Origin of the sequence: Microcoleus sp. Pol12B3, from assembly GCF_036701355.1 — a bacterium.
Lineage (GTDB): Bacteria > Cyanobacteriota > Cyanobacteriia > Cyanobacteriales > Microcoleaceae > Microcoleus.
In genome coordinates this window covers 19,882-32,949 of sequence record NZ_JAUBQS010000068.1, presented here as the reverse complement: position 1 = coordinate 32,949, position 13,068 = coordinate 19,882, and the positions used below count along the sequence as shown (strand labels likewise).

The following is a 13,068-nucleotide window of genomic DNA, read 5'->3' as shown; positions in this document are numbered from 1 at the left end:
TTCGGTCAAGAAGAAGAAACCTACAACATCGTTGCAGCCCACGGCTACTTCGGTCGTTTGATTTTCCAATACGCTTCCTTCAACAACAGCCGTTCCTTGCACTTCTTGTTAGGTGCATGGCCAGTAGTCGGCATCTGGTTTACCGCTTTGGGTATCTCCACGATGGCTTTCAACTTGAACGGTTTCAACTTCAACCAATCGATTATCGACTCTCAAGGTCGTGTCATCAATACTTGGGCTGATGTGATCAACCGCGCTAACTTGGGTATGGAAGTAATGCACGAGCGCAACGCTCACAACTTCCCGCTCGACTTGGCTGCTAGTGAAGTCACTCCAGTAGCTTTGGTTGCTCCTTCTATCAATGGCTAAGTTTTAGCTATCGATTAACAAAAAGCGCTCCTAGTAATAGGGGCGCTTTTTGTTTGGGCAAAATATTTTTACTGCGAGGATGGGAAGTATCGCAGCCGCCAAGGGAGTTAGAGCGAGCTTATTTGAGATGGCAATTCGCGGAGATAACAGTTCCCTCGCTTCTGGTAATTCCTGTTAGGCTGGATTGAGGTCGGCTATCTGCTGGGAGACTCACTCATGATAAATTCAAGTTTCTTTAAACATCACAATACATTCATAATTTTCTAAATCTAGAAATAGGTCAACTTGCAAAGTTCCTATTTGTTCAAATCCCTGTTTTTGGTGAAATATTAGGGAACGAGTATTAGCTATTGGCTGGGTAACAATAAACAGCGAAATAAATGAATTGGGAAAAACTTGATAAATTTCTTTATACATAAATTGAGCAACACCTTTACCCATCCAATCTAACTTTGTTGCTACTCTTTCGAGATAAAAATGCCTATCGCTTGTGACTCTTTTCTTAAAAGCCTCATTTTTCCAGATAATTTTCTCCAAGATTTCATCAGATATTTTGGGTTGTGATATAGCCACAAATCCCAGAATTTTCCCATCGGTTGTAGCTGCAACAAAATATCTGCCTGAATTATTTAAGCTTTTGACAATCTCATCTTCAGTAATTTTTGTTAGCAAAAAGCCGCGCTCGATCGACGTATTTTGACTGCGCGCATGAGAATTGTGAATATTGACGATCGCCTGTATGTCCTCTCGATCGGCTTCTCTAAAAATTAGATATTCCATTGCATAGTGTGTAGGAACTAGGACAAGGGGCTGTAAGCCCCTTGCTACATGAGTAGAATTCTACCGCACCTCCCTAACTGCCACCACTGTAGGCCACATCGCGAGCATTTTCTTCAAATGTAGCCGTCAGCGCATCCTCACCGCTCAAACCCGATGCGATCGCCATAGTCCGGTATTGGCAAAGCCAAGGAATTACCCAAGTTGCTGAGGTGTATTTTTGCTGTCATACATTTGCGATTTTAACGCTCAGGTTTATCTATTTTAAAAGCTAGATATAGATCGCATACCAGATTTAGTTTTGTAAATATTTTAGGGGCGATCGCCTTCGGACAATATCATGACTGTAGGTATGTCTGCACTTGTGGGCGATCGCAAATAACTTCCAGGTAGCCTCGCAACTGCTACAGTGTTGCCCAACAAATCGAATAACTCAACGCTATAACCTGTTTCTAGCCCCTCAAGGTGGGTGAAATTCAACTTAGCCGTATATTAGTTTTTCAAGTAGATACTTGGACTCGATCGAGTTCAAAAATTCTTGATTCATAATTCTTCGGATTCGGGAAATTGTTGCTCATATTGGGCTAGAATTTCTCGAACTGTTTCAGCGGCGATGTCTGATAGGTCTGATTTAGAATAGATAGTCACCAAAACGATCGAATCGCTAGTTTTGAGGTAATAAATAGCACGGTAGCCGGCGCTTTTGCCTTTTTGAATGTCGCTGTTCTTAATTCTGACTTTGAAAATTTCGTACTCCATTCCCGGAATGCGAGCGCCCGGAAGTTACCCCGCTTGAAGTTGTTCGATTACAGGCTGAATGTCGTTGCGAATGTTGCGATAGCGTTTGGCTAAAGTTCGCAGGTCTCGTTGAAATCGGGGGGTGACTTCAATTTGGATCGATTGTGGATCAGTTGTCATCGATTCCGTCCCACAGTTGAGACAAAGGGAAAGTTTGTCCGGTAATTGCTTCATGAAAGCCTTGCTGAAGCCCTTCGAGGACTGTTTCGATGGGGTCATCATCTGGATCGATATCAGTGTTTTGACGAATTTTTTGTTGCAGTTCTTTGAAGCGTCCTTTATAGATATCTTCCCATTTATCGGACTGCAAGAATTTGATGAAAGCTAAGACTTCTTGTTGTTGGTCGGGCGATAAGACCTTTACATTTTCCAAAATGGCTTGTTCGACGGTCATAATTATCCCTTTTTTTTGATTGCTATTCTACAATCTAGTAACAACATTATATCAAACGAGTGGGTCAACAGCAATTTAAAGTTTGATAAATTACTAGGAAACTACTGCAAAATCTGTGTACTGTCGCATTCCAGGCTCGTGAAATGCCAATACAATATCTTCCTTGGGAACTCCTGCACGCACCAAATCCGTTGCAATCCCATCTTCTGTCCAGTCTTCCTCGATCCAGAATTTACCATCGCGAATCCGAACGTAAACAGTGATACCGGTAATACGATCGCCCTTTTGCCAGCCCAGGTTCATCCAGATGTAATGACCGTTTTGTTCGTCGGTAATCAAGAATGTCTCGATGTCTGGTTGAGGATGGCGGTAGAATTCTACATACTCGGTCAAAATACGCTTGATTAGTTTCGGATACTCGATTAGTTTATCCATTGCACAATTGCCTCTACTCGCGTGGGGAGTAAGAAACCCGGTTTCTGGGATTTTCGGCGATCGCGTTACTAAAACTCGATCGCATCTGAATTCTTCGTGATTTCTTGATTAGGTAAATCAGCTTGCCAAAAAAACCTACGTTTCTCAAAACTATAAAGTGTAGGAATCGCCACCACAAAGGCGAGTAAGAGTCCGATCGCAGAGATGGTTAAATGCCAGTCAATTCTTCTAGGATTCATAAATTATACACTTTGTCAAGGAAAACCGATCATTAACTATTTTTACCACACACCTTCTTTAGAAGGAGCAGGTGTTGAAGTTGAACCAGATTTTGGTTGAATCTTATGAATATTGTGAGAGACAGCGACAGCACTAATAACCCCAATCCCCAAGCTAATTAAACCAATTATTAACTTTAACTTAGGTTGAAAATTTGATAATTTCAGCGAAGGCCACCAAGGAGCGGGTGAAACAATTGTAGGTGCTATAGACCCCGATACTAAAGATTTAATAACTTGCAATGCTTCATCGGCTGACTGATAGCGATCGCTATGGCGATATCGGATCATGCTATCTAGAAAATTAGCTAATTTTGGGCTAACTAATGCTTGTTCCCTCCAAATAACTTCTAGCGTGTCGGGATTTTTCGGAAACCGATCTGGCGATACTCCTGTGAGAGCTTGGATACCCACCATTCCCACTGCATAAATATCACTAGATAACCGGGGGTAGCCATTCATTTGTTCGTTTGGCATATATCCTTCAGTACCAATGGGAACTGTGATATTCGGTTGCGCTTGGGTATTTTTGAGTTGAGTGCTAATTTCCTTAACAGCGCCAAAGTCAATCAATATAATCTTACCATCTGAGTCGCGCCGCATTAAATTTGATGGTTTGATATCCCGGTGGATCACTCCCTGCTGGTGAACTACTGCCAGGGCTTCCAAAATATCCTGCAAAAGTTGCATTACTTCATTTTCAGTGAGTTGAGTTCCCCTCACTCCGGGTTGATTGCTTAAGACAAGTTCGTCGCTCAAATCGTGTCCGACAATCAACTCTTGAACGAGATAGAATTCTTGGTCTTCCTCAAAGTGAGCGAATAGTTGGGGAATGCGATCACACTTACCTAATCTATGCAGCACTTGCGACTCTTTTTCAAATAGCCGTCTCGCGGTTTGCAGCACAAAGGGGTCAGTAGATTGCGGCTTGAGTTTCTTGACAACAAACTGGGGATTGCCGGGTAAGTGTATATCCTCGGCGACGTAAGTCTCCCCAAATCCACCTTGACTTAATGACTCCTTGATGTGGTAGTGTCCACCAATCGTTTGCCCTATAATCATTGTCATGTTACAATTTTTCGACAATTATTACACATCCCTGTAAAAAATAGTATAATTTTCTGAACAGGTGGGAAAAGAAATTCCTTAAAATTGACTAAAATCTATAAGGTGAGATATGACTACTAAACCAAGTCGCTTGATTACGGAAATTTTGGCGGCTATTTTGACGATCTTTGGGGCTGCCGCTTGTTCTACGACAACAGTTTCTAATCCTGAAATCCAGCCTGCTGTAACGACAAGCAACAATCCCGCAACTTCTCCAGTAACGACAGCCCCCAGTCTCACAGATTCAGCCCCGAAAACTTCTCAGCCTACCATAACTACAATTTTCAAGTGCATTCAGCAACCCAATGGCTGGGCGACAGTTGCTCAAAGAGGAAATGCTGTTTCCCAAAATCCTCTGCTAACCTGGAATAGCACTGAATTCGGCGATGAGTGGACACCTGAACAACGCTGTCAAACTGTGTCCAAAAGATTGACCGATGCAGTGGCTAAAAATGGTGGGAAGTTAGCAAGGTTGGATTTGACGACTGGAAACGTTGATAATGGTTATACAGTTGTCTGTATGGTGACTGCAGGACAAAAAAGCTGTGATCGCAAAAATATGCTTTTTACTCTTAATAAGGAAAACAAGAAAGCCCCCAGTGAGGTACTGGCAACAATTACTAATTTTGCTAGCGGTAATGCTACTACCAAATCCGTCGCAGAAAATGCCCCCATTCCTCAGTTCATCCCTTTGGAAACATTAGTTAATAGCTCTTTGGGAAAGGAAAACGGTTTTTAACTCAAAGCTGGTGCGAGTAAGTTGTTGCTCACACAAAAACAATGCGGGCCAATTCAGATTAATTCTATGTCTTTAGCTGTGATTTATGTGAGGAGAAAAGTTAATGATACGTAGATTTTTAGCGGTAGTTGCTATAGGGTTAGCAGTTGGCGGTTGTTCAAGATTATCCTCAGAGCAAGTTAGCGAACTAGCAACAGAAATTACAGTTTTAATTGATGGTTGTAATGCAGGATCGGGGGTAATTTTCAAGCATGATAGTAATACTTACTCGGTTCTTACTGCTAGCCATGTTGTTAAAAACACTAATGGAAATTGTCTGATTATTACCTCCGATAAAGAACGATACACAGCCTCAGATGAGGTGATATTTCCCCTTCCTGGTGTTGATTTAGCAGTCTTAAAGTTTCAGAGTAGTAAAACCTATAAATTAGCGGAGTGGTCTGATTCAGATCTAGTTAGTATCGGAAAATCTGTTTATGTCGCTGGGGCACCTGCACTCAGCGAGGTCATTCAAGAACGGGATGTTGAGGTGCAGGGTGGCAAAATTATTCGGACTCAGTTGTCTAAATCTGTTGAGGGATATGCGTTGGTATACAATAGCTCTACTCTAAAGGGAATGAGTGGAGGCCCAGTTCTAAATGAGGAGGGTCGCGTAATAGGTATTCACGGCTACAAAGATCCACAAGAAGGTAGTAAGAATGGACGCAATTTAGGAATTCCTATCAACAAGTTTTTGGCAGCATATGTAGTTCCCATTCCCGATGGAAGCTGGACAAGTGGCGGGGCGACATTTTTATGGCCAATCTTATTAGCAGTAATTCTATTAATCCCCATCCTTGTTATAGGTGGAAGTTTTTATTTAATCTTTTATGGTTGTTACAATAAAGATATTGCCAATCAAAAAAATTACATTATTATGGAAAAATTGGGTTGGATATTTATATTATTTTGGATCAGTATACTTATTTTAGGTGGGAGGGGAATATTAGATATTTCCTATTTCATACAAGGAAATATCTATCAGCAATTAGGAGATTACCAAGCAGCTATTGCGGCTTATAACAAGGCGATCAAGATTAATCCTAACTACGCCTATGCCTACGTCGGTCGAGGAGTTGCTTATAATCAGCTAGGAGACGAGTTTGGAGATATCGCCTCTTATTATTGGTCAATTTACTTTTCTAAGGAAAATGCCAAACAATACTGTAATTGGAGGTATGGTGAATCCTGTACTCTTATTAATCCTAACGATACTTTGGCTTACTACAATCGCGGAGTAGAATACTATCAATTAGGAAAAAAACAGAAGGCGATTGCCTATCTTAACAAAGTCATTCAGCTTGATCCTAACTTTAGTTCTGCTTACAACAACCGGGGTGTAATCTACTCACAATTAGGGGAACAACAGCAGGCACTCGCCGATTATAACAAAGCCATTCAGCTTGATCCTAACTATGGTGATCCCTACTACAATCGTGGTCTTATTCGCAGAGAACATTTATTTCCAAAAGACCTGGTATTTCGCAAAGACTCGATATTTTCTTCTTATTCCCATAGAAAATATGAAGCGCTTCAAGATTTTAAGAAAGCTGCTGAATTGTTTCAAAAAAAAGGAAACCAATACTGGTATCAACAGTCACTTAACAGAATTAACGAGTTACGGTAGTTGTTAATTGAGATGAGCATAGAAAACTAACTACCCCAATATTTTCTTAGATTTCACTGTGTTATACCCAGCCTATCCACTCTTTAAACCTCTCAATCGGAATCCCCCAACTCAAAGCCTCCATCTCCCTAAAAACCCCCTCAGAAGGCACACTTCCATCCACAAACGTAAACACCTCAATACCCGCCAAAGGATATTTTAACCGTCCATTCACCCCTACCAACCTCCCCCGACTATCCAACACCGGCCCGCCACTCATCCCCTCAGCAATATCATTAGTATAGCCCAACTGATATCCCTCCAAAAATGACTTTTTCGGCAACATTCCCACCTTTCCCGCCGTCAACCGAAACGCCTTTAACCCCCAATTATGAGTATTCTCGATCGCCTGAGCATTAATCCAATGCCAATTAGGAAAACCCGCCCCAAAAACGGCATCTCCCACTGCTAACTTATGGGAGTTTCCTATCTCCACCACTCGATAAGACACCGAACTCGTAAATTCCACCAAAGCTAAATCTAATCTGCTAAACTGAGATGAAGACAACCGCTTAGCAATATGTTTCTGTCCATCCGCCGTCAATACAGTATAACTTTGAGTCGGATTCCCAGCTACCACATGATTGTTAGTTAAAACCCGATAACTTTCCCATTTCCGCCCAATAATCACCCCAGAACCAGACCCAGAATCTGATAAGATTCTGACAGTAACAAGACTTGCAATCTGTGAAACTTCCCGGTTAACATCTTCAGAAATCGCTGCCGGTGTTACAGAAATATGCTCATGGGTGTCTTGTGTTAAACTGCATAATAGACCTGTTAGCAGTAGCGTTATTGTTAAGATTCGCAGGCGATAACTAAACATTAGTTTTTTGGCATTGGGTATCAAAAATGGGGAGTAAGAAACCGGGTTTCTTCGTAAAATCTTGGTTAAAATGCCAAAATTATCGGAGAAACCCGGTTTCTTGGATTTACTAGCTGCCGCCAATCCGAGCGACATCGCGAGCGTTTTCTTCAAACGCAGCCGTCAGCGCATCATCACCGCTTAAACCCGATGCGATCGCCCTTTCAATAGCCTGCAACACCCGCTTATAATCCCTCGGCATCACCTTCACAAACACCGGCACCATCTCATCCCACGCAGCCAGAACCTTCGATGCCTTCGCACTTCCAGTCAAATCAACGTGAGTCTGAATTAACTGCCGCAAATCATTAATCTCCTCAACATCCTCCAATTTTTCCAAATCCACCATCGACATATTGCAGCGAGTAGCAAAATCCCCCGCCTCATCCAAAATGTAAGCAACACCGCCACTCATACCCGCTGCAAAATTGCGCCCGGTTTCGCCCAAAACTACAACTTTGCCGCCTGTCATGTACTCGCAACCGTGATCGCCCACACCCTCAACTACTGCATTCACCCCGGAGTTACGCACCGCAAAACGTTCGCCCGCCATCCCTCGGATGAAAACCTCGCCGGATGTCGCGCCGTAAAGCACTACGTTACCGACAATCACGTTTTCTTCCGCGACAAAGGTGGAAGCCTGCGACGGATACAAGATGATTTTGCCGCCGCTGAGTCCCTTGCCCAAATAGTCGTTAGCTTCGCCTTCGAGCTCCAGGGTGACTCCCTTGGGCACGAATGCGCCAAAGCTTTGCCCAGCGCTGCCTTGGAAGTGCAGGTGCACCGTGTCATCCGGCAAACCTTCCCAGTGGCGTTTGGTGATTTCGTTGCCGAGAATTGTGCCGACAACGCGGTTGACATTGGTAATCGGCAGTTTGGCGTGTACTTTTTCGCCATTTTCGATCGCACCTTTGCACAAATCCAACAACACAGTCATGTCGATCGACTTTTCCAACCCGTGATCCTGCGCCATCTGACAATAGCGCCCGACATCGGCCCCAACTTCCGGCTGATAAAGGATTTTCGAGAAATCCAAACCCTTAGCCTTCCAGTGTTCCACAGCTTGTTTCGCTTCCAAAACATCAGTCCGCCCCACCATTTCATTCAGGGTGCGGAACCCCAACTGCGCCATAATTTCCCGGACTTCCTGCGCGACGAAGGTCATAAAGTTTACCGTGTGATCGGGGTCGCCGGTAAAGTTTTTCCGCAGCAGTGGGTCTTGCGTCGCTACGCCCACCGGGCAAGTGTTCTGGTGGCAAACGCGCATCATGATGCAGCCCAATGTCACCAGCGGCGCGGTCGCAAAACCGAATTCCTCAGCACCAAGTAAGGCAGCAATTGCTACATCGCGGCCGGTTTTCATTTGACCGTCAGTTTCCACGACAATCCGGCTGCGGAGATTGTTGAGTACCAAAGTTTGGTGAGTTTCTGCCAATCCCAATTCCCAAGGTAAACCGGCGTGTTTGATCGAAGTCTGCGGCGAAGCGCCCGTTCCGCCGTCGTAGCCGGAAATCAAGACGACATCGGCGTGGGCTTTAGCAACACCCGCCGCGATCGTCCCGACTCCAACTTCCGACACCAGTTTGACGCTGATCCGCGCTTCCCGGTTGGAATTTTTCAAGTCGTGAATCAATTCGGCCAAATCTTCGATCGAATAAATGTCGTGGTGAGGAGGAGGCGAAATCAATCCCACACCCGGAGTCGAGTTCCGCACCTTGGCAATCCACGGGTATACTTTTTTACCTGGCAACTGTCCGCCTTCACCGGGTTTCGCGCCTTGCGCCATCTTGATTTGCAGTTCCCGCGCTTGGGAAAGGTACAAGCTGGTAACGCCGAAACGCCCGGAAGCAACTTGTTTGATCGCGCTGTTTTTCGAGTCGCCGCGATCGTTCGTCCAAGTGTAGCGATCGGGATCTTCGCCGCCTTCACCGGTGTTCGATTTGCCACCAATGCGGTTCATCGCTACTGCTAGCGATTCGTGGGCTTCTTTAGAAATCGAACCATAACTCATCGCCCCAGTTTTAAAGCGTTTGAGAATAGATTCGATCGGTTCAACTTCCTCAATGGGTATCGATTCCCGCTGCTTGAATTGCAACAAACCGCGCAAGGTAAAATGCTGCTGGTTTTGTTCATTAACCAGCCCAGAATACTGTTTGAAAAGCGTATAACTGCCCTCGCGCACCGACTTTTGCAGCGCATGAATTGTCTGCGGACTAAACAAATGCGCCTCCCCTTCTTTCCGCCACTGATATTCGCCGCCAACATCGAGAGTATGTCCGCTGGAGGGGCGATCGGGGAATGCGTGATTATGGCGTAAAATTGCTTCTTGGGCGATGACTTCGAGGTCTACACCTTCAATCCGCGAGGCTGTCCAAGCAAAGTATTTATCGACTACGGATTTGTTTAAGCCGATCGCCTCAAAAATCTGCGCGCCGCGATAACTTTGAATTGTCGAAATCCCAATTTTCGAGGCAACTTTCGTCACACCTTTAGTTGCGGCTTTGATGTAGTTTTTGCAAGCTGTTTTGTACTCGACATTTAGCAGCAATCCTTCGCGGATCGAATCGGCGATCGTCTCAAAGGCCAAATACGGATTAATCGCGCCGCAACCATATCCAATAAGTGTCGCAAAGTGATGCACTTCCCTCGGTTCGCCGGATTCGAGCACGAGTCCCGCCCGCGTGCGCGTACCTTTGCGGATCAAGTGGTGGTGCAGGCCCGCAACTGCCAGCAGCGCCGGAATCGGGGCTTTGTCTGGACTGATGCCCCGATCGCTCAAAATGAGGATATTCACCCCGGAGGCGATCGCGCTGTCTGCTGCTGCAAAAACCTCTTCTAAGGCTTGTTCTAGACCTTTTACGCCGCTTTTGGGGTCAAACAAAATCGGCACGGTGACGGACTTGAAATTGCCCTCATTTACGTGTTGGAGCTTAGCTAATTCTTCATTGCTGAGAATTGGCGTTTTCAGTTCGATCAAATGACAGCTTTCCGGTTCCGGTTTGAGCAAATTGCGTTCAGCGCCGATCGTAGTTTCGGCAGAAGTTACAATTTCTTCGCGGATAGAATCGATCGGCGGATTGGTAACTTGAGCAAACAACTGCTGGAAGTATTCGTAAAGCAGTTTTGGTCGATTGGAAAGCACCGCCAGCGGCGTATCCGCACCCATCGCGCCGACAGCTTCTACACCATCTTTTGCCATCGGCGCTAACAGCAACCGCAGTTCTTCAAAGGTGTAGCCAAAGGCCATTTGCCGCTGCAATAATGTTTCGGGATGAGATTCTGCTACGGCCGGCGCATCTTTCAGTTGGGCGATTTCGACCATGTGCTGGTCGATCCACTGGCGGTACGGGTGTTCGGTGGCGATTTTGGTCTTAATTTCCTGGTCAGAGACGATGCGGCCTTCCTCGGTATTTACCAGGAACATCCGCCCCGGTTGCAAGCGACCTTTTGATACAATTCGTTCTGGGGCGATCGGCAAAACTCCCGCTTCCGATGCCATAATTACCAAGTCGTCTTTGGTAACGCAGTAGCGGGAAGGGCGCAAACCGTTGCGATCGAGTACGGCCCCGATCGATGTACCATCAGTAAATGCGATCGAAGCCGGGCCGTCCCAAGGTTCCATCAAGCAAGAATGGTATTCGTAGAAAGCTTTTTTCTCGTCACTCATGGACTCGTGGGCTGTCCAAGGTTCCGGAATCATCATCATTACAGCATGCGGCAAAGAACGCCCGGCCAAATTCAGCAATTCCAAAGCATTGTCAAAAATCGTCGAGTCGCTGCCTTCGATATTGATTAAATTGGGGATTTTCTTTAAGTCATCGCCGAATAGTTCCGACTCGAACAGCGATTGCCGCGCGTGCATCCAGTTAATGTTGCCGCGCATCGTGTTAATTTCGCCGTTGTGAGCGATGTAGCGGTAAGGGTGCGATCGTTCCCAGCTCGGAAAAGTATTCGTGCTGAAGCGCGAGTGAACCAGGGCTAGAGCGCTTTCCATGTCGGGGTCGTGCAGTTCGGGATAGTAATCGCCGACTTGCACCGGCATTAACATACCCTTGTAGACGATCGTCCGGCACGAGAGAGTGGAATTGTACCAGTAGGGGTCTGTGTTAGTCCTGCGGATGGCATTGTGAGCCCGTTTGCGGATGACGTAGAGTTTCCGCTCGAAAGCCGCCTCATCGATACCTGCGGCCCGCCGGAGGAACACTTGCTGCATGAAGGGTTCGCTAGATTTGGCGGTGTCGCCGAGGGACGAGTTGTTCGTGGGCACATCGCGCCAGCCCAGCACTTCCTGACCTTCTTCTGCCGCGATTTCCTCAAAAATGCGTTTGCCGTTTTCCCGTTCAGTTTGATTTGGCGACGAGTAAATCGCGCCAACACCGTACTCGCCGGCTTCGGGAAGTTCGATGTTTAGGGCCGCCGTTACTTTCTTGAGAAACTTGTGGGGTACCTGCATCAAAATCCCCGCCCCGTCTCCGGTGTTGGGTTCGCAGCCGCACGCGCCCCGGTGGTCGAGGTTCAAGAGGATTGTCAGTGCCTGCTCGACAATTTCGTGGGATTTGTTACCCTTCATGTGTACGATGAATCCGACTCCGCAAGCGTCGTGCTCGAACTGCGGATCGTACAGACCTTGCTTTTGTGGCAGTCCGTTGCTGTTCATTTTGATGCTCCTGTCAAAGTGGCGAAAAGATGTTGATCTAGAGTAGAGGATGGGATGCCGATCGCTCTAGTATCATGTATTATATGTGGATCTACTCAATTGGGTAGATGCACCAAAAAATCCCAGCTTATTCGATCCGAGTAAAAAAATAGTTAAAGCCGATCACTTAACTATGGAACCCGGAGGTTAAAGATTTATGCTGCAAGACTCTTCAATTATGTGAATTATTAAACCGCAGAGGCCGCAGAGAGCGCAGAAGAAGAGAAGAGAGATGAGTAATTCCGATACCAACTCACATCTTGCACCCTTGTTAATCAGCTTTTCAAGGGCGGGCTTTCCGGCCCAGCCCACAAAATTTACTCTCTGTGGAACAGGCCGGAAAGCCTGTTCTTGAGAAATGAGTTTATAGCATTGTTAATGCGACTGTATCCTCAGCGTCTGGGTGACATTCTCCAGCAGCTTTTTGCCTTCTCAACAGCAATGAGTATTTCTGAAAAATAGCAAAAAGTCGATCGACTCAAAGCCTGGTTAGATAGCTTTCGGCCGCTTTCTCCCACCCTGGTTGCAGAAGTAAACTACCCGACACTCATGCTTTGCATAGAGTGCGGGCTTTCAGTAGCCCTCAAGACAACTTCCTGCAAAGAGCAGGACATGATCTCGGAACCTCCGGGCAGGTTTACGATCAGCCCCAAAGTAGCAATATTTTTTGCTCCATTCACATCGGCATCGCCAATCCATCCGCATCGCTCATTCAGGCACTCAAACCGCTTACCTTGGCGATTGCCAATCACCTTGCAACAGTGACAAGTTTTCGAGGTATAGCGCGGATCAACCAGTCTTACATCAACGCCAAATTTCACGCCTTTATAGGTCAGGAATTGGCGCAACTGGTACAACGCCCAACTATTGCTGCGTCTCCGTTCTGTTTTAGACCGTGGCTGTTC

The 13,068-nt window shown here is 45.9% G+C and carries 13 protein-coding genes and 1 pseudogene; 3 read left to right on the top strand and 11 right to left on the bottom strand.

The annotated features are described in order from the left end of the window. Positions 1–369 (top strand): annotated as a pseudogene (locus QUA53_RS24665) (photosystem II q(b) protein); the annotation flags it as partial. Positions 370–594: 225 nt separating this feature from the next. Here QUA53_RS24665 and QUA53_RS24660 read toward each other — a convergent pair. From QUA53_RS24660 to QUA53_RS24625, 8 genes are all read right to left on the bottom strand, one after another. Further along, a complete protein-coding gene (locus QUA53_RS24660; protein WP_333100312.1) occupies positions 595–1,149 on the bottom strand; it encodes a GNAT family N-acetyltransferase in 555 nt (184 codons plus the stop codon). A 309-nt stretch (positions 1,150–1,458) separates the two neighbouring features. After that, a complete protein-coding gene (locus QUA53_RS24655) occupies positions 1,459–1,626 on the bottom strand; it encodes a hypothetical protein (protein WP_333100311.1) in 168 nt (55 codons plus the stop codon). Positions 1,627–1,689: 63 nt separating this feature from the next. After that, on the bottom strand, positions 1,690–1,905 hold the full coding sequence (locus tag QUA53_RS24650; protein WP_333100309.1) for a type II toxin-antitoxin system RelE/ParE family toxin: 216 nt from the start codon (positions 1,903–1,905) through the stop codon (positions 1,690–1,692). Between the two features lie 24 nt (positions 1,906–1,929). Continuing rightward, entirely contained in the window at positions 1,930–2,064 is a 135-nt protein-coding gene (locus QUA53_RS24645) for a hypothetical protein (protein ID WP_333100307.1), read from the bottom strand. Further along, the gene (locus QUA53_RS24640) at positions 2,054–2,338 is read right to left on the bottom strand and encodes a hypothetical protein (protein WP_333100305.1); all 285 of its coding nucleotides are present in this window, start codon (positions 2,336–2,338) and stop codon (positions 2,054–2,056) included. The genes QUA53_RS24645 and QUA53_RS24640 overlap by 11 nt, the downstream gene beginning before the upstream one ends. Before the next feature lie 93 nt (positions 2,339–2,431). Further along, entirely contained in the window at positions 2,432–2,773 is a 342-nt protein-coding gene (locus QUA53_RS24635) for a XisI protein (RefSeq protein WP_333100304.1), read from the bottom strand. 68 nt (positions 2,774–2,841) lie between these two features. Beyond that, complete coding sequence (locus tag QUA53_RS24630) at positions 2,842–3,012, bottom strand: hypothetical protein (protein ID WP_333100303.1); 171 nt, start codon at positions 3,010–3,012, stop codon at positions 2,842–2,844. A gap of 42 nt (positions 3,013–3,054) precedes the next feature. Beyond that, the gene (locus tag QUA53_RS24625) at positions 3,055–4,119 is read right to left on the bottom strand and encodes a serine/threonine-protein kinase (RefSeq protein WP_333100302.1); all 1,065 of its coding nucleotides are present in this window, start codon (positions 4,117–4,119) and stop codon (positions 3,055–3,057) included. 109 nt (positions 4,120–4,228) lie between these two features. Here QUA53_RS24625 and QUA53_RS24620 point away from each other — a divergent pair, with 109 nt between their 5' ends. Further along, entirely contained in the window at positions 4,229–4,897 is a 669-nt protein-coding gene (locus QUA53_RS24620; RefSeq protein WP_333100301.1) for a COP23 domain-containing protein, read from the top strand. 103 nt (positions 4,898–5,000) lie between these two features. Continuing rightward, positions 5,001–6,563 carry a tetratricopeptide repeat-containing serine protease family protein gene (locus QUA53_RS24615; protein WP_333100300.1) on the top strand — a complete coding sequence of 521 codons (1,563 nt, stop codon included), beginning with the start codon at positions 5,001–5,003 and terminating at the stop codon, positions 6,561–6,563. A gap of 61 nt (positions 6,564–6,624) precedes the next feature. Here QUA53_RS24615 and QUA53_RS24610 read toward each other — a convergent pair whose 3' ends face one another. The 3 genes from QUA53_RS24610 to QUA53_RS24600 form a co-directional block, all read right to left on the bottom strand. Then, positions 6,625–7,428, bottom strand: coding sequence for a serine protease (locus QUA53_RS24610; RefSeq protein ID WP_333100299.1), 804 nt, complete (start codon positions 7,426–7,428; stop codon positions 6,625–6,627). Between the two features lie 109 nt (positions 7,429–7,537). Further along, a complete protein-coding gene (gene gltB / locus QUA53_RS24605) occupies positions 7,538–12,124 on the bottom strand; it encodes a glutamate synthase large subunit (protein WP_333100298.1) in 4,587 nt (1,528 codons plus the stop codon). Positions 12,125–12,699: 575 nt separating this feature from the next. Beyond that, entirely contained in the window at positions 12,700–13,020 is a 321-nt protein-coding gene (locus tag QUA53_RS24600; protein ID WP_333222319.1) for a transposase, read from the bottom strand. Positions 13,021–13,068: the final 48 nt, after the last annotated feature.

Bases quoted from the DNA above. Each gene is read 5' to 3' on its own strand.
- QUA53_RS24660 (WP_333100312.1), bottom strand. From the start codon at position 1,149: ATGGAATATCTAATTTTTAGAGAAGCCGATCGAGAGGACATACAGGCG.
- QUA53_RS24650 (WP_333100309.1), bottom strand. From the start codon at position 1,905: ATGGAGTACGAAATTTTCAAAGTCAGAATTAAGAACAGCGACATTCAA.
- QUA53_RS24645 (WP_333100307.1), bottom strand. From the start codon at position 2,064: ATGACAACTGATCCACAATCGATCCAAATTGAAGTCACCCCCCGATTT.
- QUA53_RS24640 (WP_333100305.1), bottom strand. From the start codon at position 2,338: ATGACCGTCGAACAAGCCATTTTGGAAAATGTAAAGGTCTTATCGCCC.
- QUA53_RS24635 (WP_333100304.1), bottom strand. From the start codon at position 2,773: ATGGATAAACTAATCGAGTATCCGAAACTAATCAAGCGTATTTTGACC.
- QUA53_RS24630 (WP_333100303.1), bottom strand. From the start codon at position 3,012: ATGAATCCTAGAAGAATTGACTGGCATTTAACCATCTCTGCGATCGGA.
- QUA53_RS24625 (WP_333100302.1), bottom strand. From the start codon at position 4,119: ATGACAATGATTATAGGGCAAACGATTGGTGGACACTACCACATCAAG.
- QUA53_RS24620 (WP_333100301.1), top strand. From the start codon at position 4,229: ATGACTACTAAACCAAGTCGCTTGATTACGGAAATTTTGGCGGCTATT.
- QUA53_RS24615 (WP_333100300.1), top strand. From the start codon at position 5,001: ATGATACGTAGATTTTTAGCGGTAGTTGCTATAGGGTTAGCAGTTGGC.
- QUA53_RS24610 (WP_333100299.1), bottom strand. From the start codon at position 7,428: ATGTTTAGTTATCGCCTGCGAATCTTAACAATAACGCTACTGCTAACA.
- gltB (WP_333100298.1), bottom strand. From the start codon at position 12,124: ATGAACAGCAACGGACTGCCACAAAAGCAAGGTCTGTACGATCCGCAG.